Genomic DNA, 12,744 nt, shown 5'->3' on the forward strand with positions numbered 1-12,744 from the left:
GAGAACTATCCATGGAGTAGCTATGACCTGTTTTTAAGACGCAAAAAGAAACCTTAAGCTCTGCCCTCTTTCTATCCACACAACCTTTTAAATGAGATGGAAGGGAGGTCGACAGGAAAAAAGGAGCAGTTTTTTCGTGTCTGTCACGCCCCGAAAAATGACGAAATTGCAATTCGTAAATAGGTGAAAAAATAAGTAGCTACATAGGTAGCTACTTATTTTTTTGGTTCTATTCGACAAAATTCGGGTGGTGACAGGCACCGTTTACGAAGCAGAATGATACTGCTTAGGAACAGGGATTCCTTGTACTAGTCGGAATTTCAGTGATTTATGTACGTTCTTTTTAGTTTCGAAGCTTACAAGAGGGCTGTCATAGATGTACTTGTATGCTTCTCTCATACGGTTGAAGTATTTTGTTGTGTATGGTACCCATAGAACAGTTTTCATACTCTTGTGAAAGTGAAGCGCATCGTCTTCTGTGATTTGGTCAAGGCGTCTCAGCTTTGACAGGGAAAGCTTAATTTTAATTGCGAAAACAATTTGCATAGGAATGAATAATGCGAATAAAAGTCCAAATAAACCACCAACTACTGCTTCCATCATTGATAACCACCTTTATCTTTTTAAATGGCTTTTTTCTGGTAGGTGTTGTTATAGTGAAATGCAGCGAACTCACTTCTACGGAAATAACCGTTAATAACAACAAGCTATGGAAAAAGCTCTCTATATAGTTCTTATCGACTATAAAATGAAAATTTTTAGGGTTTTTGTAAAAAATTGAAACAAAAAATCTATATTAATATATATTTTTAGGACGAAAATCAGTCGTAATTTTAGCCTCTAATGCGGAAGTCCTTTCAACAAATTCCTCAAATGTTTATAACTGGTAAAATATCGACTTTCTTTCCCATAAAATAAAAATCGATTCTTTTTTACAATTTTTTGGTATGGTATAATTTACGTTATAAGTATGATAAAAGTATTAGGAATTTTTGATTAGGGGAGAAGGAGTGGGAGAATGAGTTTTATCAATAATAGAAAAAAGAAAGTTCAAAATGAACAGCCTGATTTCATAGATTTAAATGAAAATGATACGCAACAGAAAATAGACGAAACTATTCTTGAAAAACAATCGAGTACGAAAATGAAACCTACCATATTTGATCAGATGGCAGATGAACAATCTGCATCTAGTACAGAACCAATCACATGGGATCCTGAGCCTTTTACAGAGAATAACCCAGTCCCAAACCCTCGCAACGACCATGAAAAAATAAATGAAATTGAAGACGATCATAATGAAGATATCCACTTAAACGAACAAGATGATCGTGAAACCTTAAAACAAACCTCTGAAGACGTAACAACTTTTAATGAAGTGAAAAACGAAAATACATCAAATACATCTGAATCTATTGATCAGAATCAGAATTTAGCTGGAATGGATGGAGTTAAGACTGAGATTACTGGTTTAAATTCGTTGATCCAAGATAGCTTTGGTTCGGTAGATAAGCAATTAAATAAGTTAAGTAATGATTTTGAGACAAAATTAAAGTACGATCAGCATAAAGATAAGGTTATTGATAATTTACATAAAGAATTACAAATGTATAAGGATAATAGTTTTCAAGAAAGATTAACGCCTATTATTATGGACTTAATTTTATCTATTGATCGTACGGGTAAAATTCTCAAAGGTCTTCCACAAGATGAAGAATTTAAGAAGTTCATCAAAGTGATCAAAGAATCAATTATGGACCTGGAAGATATTCTTTATAAGCAAGGTGTTGAGGCGTATGAAGAAGAAGGGGAGACGTTTGATTCAAATCGTCAAAAAGTTGTGAAAACTGTTAAAACGGATCAACCTGAGCTAGATAAGCAAATTGCAGAACGTCTAGGCAAAGGCTATGAAAGAGAAGAACGAATTATGCGCAAAGAATTAGTAACTGTTTATGTATACGAAGAAGCTAGTAATCAATAGAATGATAAAATTTTAGGAGTGTTTATTTATGTCAAAAAAAGTTTACGGAATAGATTTAGGAACAACGTATTCATGTATTGCTTATATGGATGAGCATAACAAAGCAGTCGTTTTAAGAAACTCAAATGGAAATTTAACAACACCTTCAGTTGTGTTTTTTGAGGATGAAGGAGATACAACAAATATTGTCGTAGGAGAAGCTGCTAAAGAGAGCGGAAAACTATATCCAAATGATGTTGTTTCTTTTATTAAACGCCAAATGGGAACAGATTACGAATTTTTCAATAAAGAAGAAAAATATCGTGCAGAGGAAATCTCAGCATTAATTCTAAGAAAGCTTGTTAAAGATGCTGAAGACAATGTTGGTGAAGAGGTTAAAGATGTAGTTATTACAGTACCAGCTTATTTTGGAATCAACGAACGTGAAGCAACAAAGCGTGCAGGAGAAATTGCTGGGTTAAACGTGATCGATATTATCAATGAGCCAACAGCTGCTGCAGTTGCATACGGAATTTCTCGTGATACAACAAAGCGAGTATTGGTTTATGACTTAGGTGGCGGAACATTTGATGTTACGTTAATTGAAATTACGCCTAACTCGATCGAAGTTGTTGTAACAGGTGGAGATCATAACTTAGGTGGTAAGAACTGGGATGACGCGATCATTAATTATTTAGTTGATCAATATCATGAGCAAACTGGGAACACTGATGATATTTTAGAAGATCCAGAAACAGCGAAAGATCTAGAAGTAAGTGCTGAAAATGCAAAGAAAACATTAAGTGATCGTAAAAAAGCTCCAATTCGTTTTGTACATGGCACAGAAAGCGTTCGTGTTGAGTTAACGAGAGAGAAATTTGAAGAAATTACAGAAATTTTAAATGATCGTACGGTTGAATTAACAAAGCTAATGCTAGAAGATGCAAAGAAAAAGGGTGAAGGAAAAGACTCGTTTGATGAAATCATCTTAGTTGGTGGATCAACACGTATGCCACAAATTGAAGCACGTATTATTCAAGAATTTGGTGTTCAACCAATCAAATTTGACCCTGATGAAGCGGTTGCAAAAGGTGCAACGATTTATGGTATGGAAAAATCGGTTCGTGATTGGGTGCAATCAAAGAAAGAGGAAGTTGGCGGAACAGATACACCTCTTACAGTCGAGCAGGAAGAACAAATTACTCAAGAAGCAGAGCAGCTTTTCCGAATTAGCTCAAGCACAGTCAAACAAATAGCTGAAACAAAAATTATAAATGTAAGTAGTAAGAGCTTTGGTATTGTTGCAAGAGTTGAGGAAAACGGTGAAAGTGTTGATCGTGTTGTTAACCTTATTTTTAAAAATGATGCACTACCTAAAGAGCATACTTCCAGATTTGGTACAGTTGAACCTAACCAAGAAGATGTATTGATCCAAATTATGGAGAATGAATTTTCAGATGAGCTTCTAAAGGAATATGATGCAAACAAGCTTGGTGAAGCAACCTTACTGTTACCATCAGGGTTATCTGAGGGATCTCCAATTGATATTACTTTTACATTAAATGAAAATGGTCGTCTTGATGTTAAAGGTGTTGAAGTAACAAATAACGGTGAAATCAATACAACGATTGAAACAACATCCGTTATTAGTGAGGAACAAGTAGTGGAAGCTAAAGAAAAATCAAAAGCTCTTGTTGTAATGTAAGAAAGGGTTTTAAAGGAGATTCGTATTAGTATGTCATCATATAGCTTAGGAATTGACTTAGGAACAACATATTCGGTCATGGCGATTGTTGATGAATCCGGTCGCCCTACTGTCATAAAAAATCTTGAAGGAAAAGCAACAACACCATCTGTTATCTATTTTGGTGATGAAAGTCCAATTGTTGGTGATGAGGCAAAGGATCAGCAAGCATTTGGATCAGTTGAAGTTGCGTCATTCTTTAAAAGAGTGATGGGTGATCCTCATTTCACCTATGATTTTAATGGGAAAACGTATGACACAATTGAACTTTCATCTCTTATTTTACAAAAACTAAAATCAGATGCAGAAGAAGAGCTTGGACAAGAGATTAAAAATGCAGTGATAACAGTACCGGCTTATTTTAATAATAGCCAGAGAGAAGCAACGATAAAGGCAGGGGAGCTTGCTGGATTTCATGTTTTACGTATTATTAATGAACCAACAGCTGCAGCGATTGCTTATGGATTAAATGAAGTAAAAGATACCAGAAATATAATGGTTTATGATTTGGGTGGTGGTACCTTTGATGTGACCATCGCTAATATAAATGAAGATGAAATTAAAGTGTTGTCGACAAATGGAGATCATTCTTTAGGTGGGAAGGATTGGGATGACCGTCTTGCTGCACATTTCTGTGAGCAGTTTGAACTAGAGCATGCTATGGATCCTTTGGAAGATGAAGATGCTTTAAATGAAATTTTAGTAGATTGTGAGAATGCTAAAAAGAATTTAACAGATTTATCGAAGTTGAATTTATCAATTGTGTACAAAGGTAATAAAAGCACGTTTGAATTAACACGTGAATCCTTTGAAAATCTTACAAGTGACTTAATCGAGAGAACATGGGATTTGGCTGGTTTAGCACTTTCTGATGGAAACCTTTCATGGAATGACATTGATGATGTGATCCTAGTCGGTGGTTCAACTAAAATGCCAATGGTTTCTGCTTTTATTGAGCAACAAATCGGTAAACCGCCTTTAAAAGGGTTAAATGTTGATGAAGTAGTAGCTTGTGGGGCTGCGATCCAGGCTAAAATTGAAATGGACAAGCTAAACCCTAAAATTACTTATTCTTTAGGAGCTTCTTATAAAAAAGTGCAAGATGTGATGAGTCATACTTTGGGCATGGTGGCAATAAATGAGGAGTACACACAATATGTAACTAGTAAAATTATTCCTAAAAATAAGCCTATTCCAATTACAGAGCAAAGACCATATCAACTAAAAACATCAGCTCATAATGAAAATACTCTTGAAGTGTATGTAACACAAGGTGAAAGTAATCTGCCTTTAGAATGTAATATTCTCGGTAAATATACTGTTTCAAATATTAAGCATATTCCACAAGATGCTGTTTCGATCGATGTTGCTTATTCATATGACGAAAATGGTGTTGTTGCAGTGACAGCGGTTCAGAAAGAAACGGGTAAGACCCTAAATGTTATAAAAGAACCTGTCCCAGATGACATTTCATGGATGGGAAGACCACCTGTTGAAGAAGTGAATATGGTTGAACCGATATCAGTAGTGATTGCAATTGATTTGTCAGGTAGTATGGCTGGTACTCCACTTAAAAAGGCAAGAGCTGCGGCAGCTGATTTTGTGAGCAAAATGGATTTAAGTTATACGCACATTAGTATTATGGGTTTTGCTAATAAAGTTCGGGTAACAGAGCCACTTTCACAGGATCAATCTAGGCTTGAAGCAGGTATTGAACAACTTCAAAGCCTTTATGACAGAACATCACTTGGAATTGGCAATAATGCAGAACCATTTACAGAGTCATTTAAATTGCTTCAACCAAGAGTTGGCGTGCGCTATGTGATTGTTTTAACTGATGGTGTTTGGTATGACCAAGATCATGCAATCAAAATGGCAAAAAGATGTGAACGTGAGGGTATGGAGATTATTGCAATAGGCTTTGGAAAAGCAGATTCAAGGTTTCTTGGAAAAATAGCTACATCTGATGAAAATGCTCTTTTCACCAACGTTAATGAGCTACAACAATCATTCTCAAAAATCGCACAAGAAATTAATACAAAGGTTTCTGCACTAACTTTTTCGAAAAAGTAAAATCTCCTTTTAGAAGAACGTTATACAAAAATCATACAAATAAATTTACTAAATAAGTAGGAGGAGTAGTTATTTGCTCCTCCCTTTTTTAAAATCTGGTAGGTAGGAATAACAACTTACCTGTTATATCACTTTCCGAGAAGTCTAGATAAAGAGGTGAAAACATAAATGGAAAGTAGACCAAATTTTTATCTCTTATTAGATTTACCATATGATCCTCCAGAAGAAAATGAAGTGGTCATTAAACAGGCATTAGATAAGAAGAAAATTGAGTGGGGTAAAAAAAGAAATCATCCACGTGATGCGCAAAAGATCAAGTATTACTTAGGCTTGTCAGAGCAAATCTTAGATGTGATGTTAGATGAAGATAAACGAAAAGAAGAAGCTACTGAAGCTAAGGAAATAGCTCATAAAGAGAGATTAAAGAAAGAAAAGGCAATAAATAAAAGAGTAGATGGAGTTATTAAAGTACTTTCAGCAAAAGGATATATAACAAAAGTAGAATTAGCTTCTGTTGAAAAAGACACAAAAGTTGCTAAAGATCTTATTTTAAAAAGAATCAATGTTCCGATAAAGGATGATAAAGATGGTCCAACTACATCCTCCACAAGCAGTAAACAAGATGTGCTTAATCCAGAGAAAATAAAACAAATCCTTCATTTACTCGATCAATTAGATATCGAGGCTAAAATTGGTTCTATCCCAACTTTATACGATTTATTAGAGCAACCTACGACGGCAGATATTAAAACTTTATCCAAATTATCACAGGAGCTGTATCAACGCTATCAGAACAAAGGTGTTAGTACAGATGCAGCAGAATATAAAAAACAGCTGTATTCTATTGCGAATGGAATTTTCAAAAATGATAGTGAACGAACAAAATATGATAACTCTCTTCAAGAAAAGCGATTTGAAACAGTTGTTGAGTATATAAAAATTGCTTCCATTCATGGGAAAATTGATTATACCGTTTATAAGGAATTAGTGAAAGAAGCTGTTAATGAAGGTTTAGGTCAAGATGTGGCAAAGGATAAAATTAAGAGTTATTGCCAGCAAAATGGAATTCTTCTTCTTACTAGTAATATTTCAAAAGAAACAGAGTTAGATCTGCATCAATGCCATTTTTGTGGTGTTGTTAATGTGAAAAACTCTTCACATTGCAAAGGTTGTGGCTATTCGTTACGAAACAAATGTAGTCACTGCCAAGGATTAATAGAAAGTGGTTCAACTCATTGTACAAGCTGTGGTCAGTCTGTTATGGGGTTAGTTTATCACGATAAATTACTTAAAGAGGGCTACTATGCTCTTTCTAGGAAAAATATTATTCTCGCCGAGGAATGCTTTTTAAAGGCTGAATACAATTTTAAAAGCCAAGAAGTGATAGTAGCTCAACAAAAGGTTTCAGCATATAAGAAGGATATTCAACAGCAAATTAAAAAAATCGAAGCTGAGATGAAGAGAAAACACTACTATCAAGCAGAAAAAGAGCTTCTTTTGTTAAAAAAACTTAACCGTGAAGCAGTAGAGAGCATCCATTTTGAACGGGAAATTACGACTAAATTATCAATTGCCGAAAATTATCTAAAACAAGCCTCTGCAGCTAAAGATCTAAAAAGTGCTGCTTCTTATTATATAGAGGCATTAGATTGTAGTGCAGATTGTCAAAGAGCTCGTGAAAAACTAAATCAGTTACCACCAGATCCAGCTGAAAAGCTAGAATGTAGGCTTACTTCTGAAGCTATCGCTTTATCATGGGTACCTTCACCATCAACAGGGGAACTGGTGTATCGAATTATTCGTAAAGAAGGAGCTGCTCCAACACATACCCAGGATGGTGTTATGATCGGAGAAACTAGTTCCAATTCGTTCACAGATAAAGATACTGAAGCAGGAAAGCAATATTTTTATGCCCTTATTACAAAAAGACTGTCAGCCATAGCAAAAGCAATGACTCATGGAGATCCAATTATGAGAATGCTTGAAGTGGAGAATTTATCTGCAAAACCTGAAAACGGAGCAATTAAGATTACATGGAAAGCTCCTTTAAAAACAAAAATAGAAGTGTGGAAGAAAGAAAATGGTATTCCTCTTAAAAGAGGCGATGGAACTAAGCTAAATGGCGTAAAAGTAAATGAAGTGCTTGATCAAGATGTATCAGGTGACAAACAGTATGGTTATCTTGTGATTTGTCAGTATGAAGATGTTAATGGCAAGTTTATTTTGTCCAATGGAAAATCTGTTCTCACGATGGCGTTGAACATAGAGCCGATTGTTAATATTCTAGTAAAATACCAAAATCAAAAAGCTCTTATTAAAAATAACAATGTCATGGAAGGCGAACAAATTGTCTATATCTCACAAGCTCCTTTTACCGGGTTTAAACTAGGAGATTTTTATCTATACGAACAACTTAAAGGTGAAATGAACGGGAACATGCAACAACCTGTTTTGAGTAATGATTGGACTGAAATTTCTCTTACGGCTAATCGCCCAACGTATTTATTACCGGTATCAAAGCTTGGCAATGCTGCAGTTATCGGACAACAAAGAGTATTAAAACATATTAGAGATGTTTCTGAAATCAGTAGCACAACTGATGATAAAGGTGATTTGTATTTAAAATGGAATTGGCCAAAGGATGTTGAGCAAGTACTTGTTGTATATAGCGAAAAAGAATATCCAACAGATCCTAGGGATGCTGAATCAGTGCAACGTCATTGTTCAAAAGTATCTTATGAGGCATTTAATGGCTATAAAATAGATTCTATCAAAGCTTTTGATCATCTTTTTATTACAATTTATGTTGGGGAAGAACTAAACGGTCAGACAATTTACTCAGAAGGAACGCGTTATTTTTATACAAATGCAAAACCAATCGAGATCCAATATCGAGTGGAGTCAAAGGGATTCCTAAAGAAGAAAAATGTGATCACGATCAACAGCTCAGATATCACAGTAGGATCACCAGAGCTAATAGTAGTAAAACAGCAAGGAAGGCAACCACTTTCGAAAGATGATGGTACAGAGATTTATGTTATTCCAGAAGGAACAGATCTATCAAAATATGAAATTGATTTAACAGCTCATATGGACCGGAATGCGTATTTCAAACTGTTTTATGCTAATCAAAATGATCGAACTAGATTTTTATTAGAATCAATAGGTGAACTTACAACAGGTAAATAGGAGGAAAACAATGGCTACATTTAAAAGGGCATATGTATGTCCATATTGCTTTAACAAACATAAAATCGACGAAGTGAAATTTCGATGTGCTGACGAGAAGTGTGTAGAGGATGATGAACAATACTCTACATATTGGGAATATAATTACCGATTAAAGCTTCCAACTGTTACAGAACCAGAGATTAAAAGATCAGGGCTTTCCTGGTTAAAACCTTCTATGCCAGATCATGAAAATTGTCGATCATGCAGTACAACAACGTCTATTCGAATCTGTCCAACATGTCACTCAACACTGCCTAGCACCATTAGTGATTATGAGGATTATATTATTGCAGTTATAGGAGCAAAGCAAGCAGGTAAAAGTCATTATATTGCTGTTTTAATTGACGAAATTCAGAATAAAATTGGTAATGCTTATAATTGCTATTTGAAACCGGAAAATGATGAAACGATTCAACGATATAATCGCCAATTCAGAGACCCACTGTATAAAAATAAAACAACACTTGATGTAACACAATCAGCACGTGTAAATGCTGATGTGAAAAAGCCATTATTATTTACCCTTTCTTTTTCAGGAGAAGGAGTTTTTGGGACAAAGGTGATTACGTTAGCGTTATTTGATGCAGCTGGTGAGGATCTTAAAGAAGAGAAAAATATGCTAAAGCATACAAGATATATTTGTAACTCGGCAGGAGTCATTTGTCTTCTTGATCCATTACAATTACCGAATATTCGTGAGCAATTAAAAGCACAGTCACCAGATATTAACTTGCCACATCAAGATACAGAAAATGATGTTAATGATGTGCTTGTAAGAACAACGAACCTTATTCGAAATACCTTACAGATTAAAATGAAAAAGAAAATTGATATTCCAATGGCTTTAAGTTTTTCAAAAATTGATGCAATCCAACCTTTACTCGATCCTAGCAGTAAGTTAAAGCAAAATGGAAGACACACTGATACAAATGCCTTTGATGTGATTGATTTCCAAAGTGTGAATAATGAAATGAAATCATTAGTTCAAGGTTGGTCCAAAGGAAACATTACAGCCCTATTAGATCATAACTATAAAGATCATGCATTTTTTGGACTTTCGGCTTTAGGAAATAATCCAGGACAAAATATGAAAGTGGAGAGTGTTGAACCTTACCGAGTGGAAGATCCATTTTTATGGTTGTTATGGAAAAATGGAATCATTAAAAGTACGGAAAAAAGGGGGTAATCAAATGACCTATTTTCAGCATTATTACACCTCTGCCAAATCGGGCTTTGGAGGGGTATCAGGATTTCAGACTTATTCTGCTTCGGAAGGATTAGTTGAGCAAGATATTGAGGAGATTGAAAAATATAGTAAATATAATCGACCAGACAATATGCCTGCACAGCCAGAGAATGAATCTATGGCGAACTATCCAAAGGCCTTTACCTTTTTAAAACTTCCTAGTGGGAGATTTGGGCTAGCTTTTACCCAATATACTGGAAAAGATTATTCGGGCCGATTTGGTAATTCTTTTAGTCATACTATTGTTAGTGATGAAGATTACTTTCCTTTTTACCCTTTTCAACTGTATCAATCATCGATCTATAGAAATCGATTAACAGAAGAAGAAGAAAACATATCAAGTAGACCAGAGCCTTTACCAACACTTGAAAAAGTAACAATAGCTTCTGATTTATCTTTTGATAACATCCATGCTTTTCTTAAAGAAGAAAACCGGATTGTAGTACTAAAGAAAATGATCAATATCATTTTAAACTATGAGGAACATGGTAAAAGAATCTTAATTGTTGATGAAAAAGAACATGTACCAATGTGGTTAGCTGCAATACAGATGGCCTTTCCTGTTCGTTTGGCACACCATTTAACTTTTACAAGCTATACCTATGATCCTCTTCAAAGTAATGCATTTATAAATGCTACGTTACAGGAGGGGACAAGCTATCGAAATAATGAATCGATGTTAAATCACCAGTTTCATGTGTTTGATGTCCATTTTAATCGATATAGTCAGGTTGAAAAAATGTACTTATACACTGAATTTGTTACCTCACAAATGCTTGAAAATTGGAATGGACTACAACCTTTCTTTACGTTTTTAGAGAAAACAAATTATCAAAAGGTGAATGAGGAAATAGACGGTGCTGTTTCATTGTTTAAATTTATGAATGGCATGTCCATTAACAAAGAAGAATTACGATCAGCCATTTCTTTTGCTGATACATATTGTAACCAATCTCTTCAACAACAAATTGTTGAAACACTAAGAGATAATTTCTATTTTGATATTGAAAAGTGGCAAAATCTAATAGATGGACTTGATTTAGGATTAGCTAAATCGATGAGTCGTTTTCTATTTAATACTGTTTATATTGCAAGAAATCAAGAAAATAGTCGATTTGCATTTAAGTTTTTCTTTGATTCGTTTAATAAGCTTATGCTTAAAGCGGACCATGCAATGCTTAGTGAAACAATTGCTTATTTCCACCATATCAAAGCAATGAATCACCAAAATGGGGAGTTTCAAAAGTGGGCTTTGGGGTCGAATTTAAATGATGTTTTTTTACCACTTAGTAAAGAATCACATGAAGAAAAAATCAAGTTCTATGTATCAAATGTTTTTCAGCACTTAGCTGAGCTGAATGCAGGTGTGGAACACATTCAAAAAGAGCATTCACAATTTGTTCTACCGTTATTAGATAAAATGTTTACTAGTCAATCTAGAGATCACTATGTACAAATGCTGTTAAAAGAATATCCTAGTTATACTGAGAGATTTCTAGTTTACTTATCTAAGAAATATTCAAATGAAGTAGATTCCATTCTATTAGACGCAATTGAGAAAAATAGCTATAAACCAGGCGCAATTTTCACAACTAAAGAGGGATTACTTATCTTAAAAAGAGTAGCTGAGAAAGCATTAGAAGAGTCAAGATCACCAGCAACAACCCTTCTAAATTGGTATTCAAGTATATTAAAACCTGCATCGATTCCGACAAAAACAATAGCGGAGCTTGTTTGTACGGTCATAGAAAAAATCGAGATTATAGGTGAAAGAGATCGATTATTTGAACAAGCTGAAAAATTATTAAATTCGGAACTTATTGACTATCCGAGTAAACAGTACTTGGGGAGATTTATTATCTCTATTGAAAGAAGTATTCCATTAGATGATCGATACAAACAGCATATTCATTTACTTACAAGCATGAAGAAAGTAAAAGATAACGTAACAATTACAAACAATGCAAATATCTTCAATTTAATAGAGTTTGCCGAAGGATTAAAAGTAAAACAAAATGAAATACAGATAAAATTAATCACAAGAGATCTTAAGCATCTCTCATCTTCGAAATATCAAGAATATATGGTATGGATTTTACCATTACTTGCAAAGAGAAATGAAATAAGTGCGTCAATTATTCAATCTCTTGCACCGCTTAATTTGGTCGAGGATTTATGGATGGCTATTGAAAGATTACTAGAAGATAAGAAGGTAGATAAAAAACAAGCACCAATCTTAATTGAATCGTTTTTTACCTATTATCTTCACATTATTAAACATACTATTGACGATGGTAATGAACCAATCTATCATGAGTCAATTATTGTTTATTTAAAAGATAATAAATCCGTTGTTAAGCATTTAAATGAACAATTTCTTAAAAAGAAGAAATATCAAAAAGAATGGGATTTATTAAAGGACAAAATAGTCGAAGATCGTAATCTGCTTTCAAAAGTAAAAAACATTTTATCATTTAAGAAGTAGGAGGT

At 34.2% G+C, this 12,744-nt stretch carries 7 protein-coding genes; 6 read left to right on the forward strand and 1 reads right to left on the reverse strand.

Annotation, left to right across the window (positions count from 1 at the left end; genetic code table 11):
- Positions 1–264: 264 nt before the first annotated feature.
- Entirely contained in the window at positions 265–603 is a 339-nt protein-coding gene (locus tag FS935_RS08410) for a hypothetical protein (protein WP_158638568.1), read from the reverse strand.
- Between the two features lie 415 nt (positions 604–1,018).
- On the opposite strand from FS935_RS08410, the gene FS935_RS08415 reads away from it, so the two are divergent.
- From FS935_RS08415 to FS935_RS08440, 6 genes are all read left to right on the forward strand, one after another.
- On the forward strand, positions 1,019–1,981 hold the full coding sequence (locus tag FS935_RS08415; RefSeq protein ID WP_146947501.1) for a nucleotide exchange factor GrpE: 963 nt from the start codon (positions 1,019–1,021) through the stop codon (positions 1,979–1,981).
- 28 nt (positions 1,982–2,009) lie between these two features.
- Entirely contained in the window at positions 2,010–3,665 is a 1,656-nt protein-coding gene (locus FS935_RS08420) for an Hsp70 family protein (protein ID WP_146947503.1), read from the forward strand.
- A 30-nt stretch (positions 3,666–3,695) separates the two neighbouring features.
- Positions 3,696–5,777 carry an Hsp70 family protein gene (locus FS935_RS08425; protein ID WP_146947505.1) on the forward strand — a complete coding sequence of 694 codons (2,082 nt, stop codon included), beginning with the start codon at positions 3,696–3,698 and terminating at the stop codon, positions 5,775–5,777.
- A 168-nt stretch (positions 5,778–5,945) separates the two neighbouring features.
- Complete coding sequence (locus FS935_RS08430) at positions 5,946–8,966, forward strand: zinc ribbon domain-containing protein (protein ID WP_146947507.1); 3,021 nt, start codon at positions 5,946–5,948, stop codon at positions 8,964–8,966.
- Positions 8,967–8,976: 10 nt separating this feature from the next.
- Complete coding sequence (locus FS935_RS08435; protein WP_146947509.1) at positions 8,977–10,194, forward strand: TRAFAC clade GTPase domain-containing protein; 1,218 nt, start codon at positions 8,977–8,979, stop codon at positions 10,192–10,194.
- 4 nt (positions 10,195–10,198) lie between these two features.
- Positions 10,199–12,739: a GAP1-N2 domain-containing protein gene (locus FS935_RS08440; protein WP_146947511.1), complete on the forward strand. Its 2,541-nt coding sequence runs from the start codon at positions 10,199–10,201 to the stop codon at positions 12,737–12,739.
- Positions 12,740–12,744: the final 5 nt, after the last annotated feature.

The sequence above is a fragment of the Metabacillus litoralis genome (assembly GCF_007994985.1).
Classification (GTDB): Bacteria; Bacillota; Bacilli; order Bacillales; family Bacillaceae; genus Metabacillus; species Metabacillus litoralis.

What these genes read in the sequence shown, in the direction of transcription:
- FS935_RS08410 (WP_158638568.1), bottom strand. Translation starts at nt 603, where the DNA reads ATGATGGAAGCAGTAGTTGGTGGTTTATTTGGACTTTTATTCGCATTA.
- FS935_RS08415 (WP_146947501.1), top strand. Translation starts at nt 1,019, where the DNA reads ATGAGTTTTATCAATAATAGAAAAAAGAAAGTTCAAAATGAACAGCCT.
- FS935_RS08420 (WP_146947503.1), top strand. Translation starts at nt 2,010, where the DNA reads ATGTCAAAAAAAGTTTACGGAATAGATTTAGGAACAACGTATTCATGT.
- FS935_RS08425 (WP_146947505.1), top strand. Translation starts at nt 3,696, where the DNA reads ATGTCATCATATAGCTTAGGAATTGACTTAGGAACAACATATTCGGTC.
- FS935_RS08430 (WP_146947507.1), top strand. Translation starts at nt 5,946, where the DNA reads ATGGAAAGTAGACCAAATTTTTATCTCTTATTAGATTTACCATATGAT.
- FS935_RS08435 (WP_146947509.1), top strand. Translation starts at nt 8,977, where the DNA reads ATGGCTACATTTAAAAGGGCATATGTATGTCCATATTGCTTTAACAAA.
- FS935_RS08440 (WP_146947511.1), top strand. Translation starts at nt 10,199, where the DNA reads ATGACCTATTTTCAGCATTATTACACCTCTGCCAAATCGGGCTTTGGA.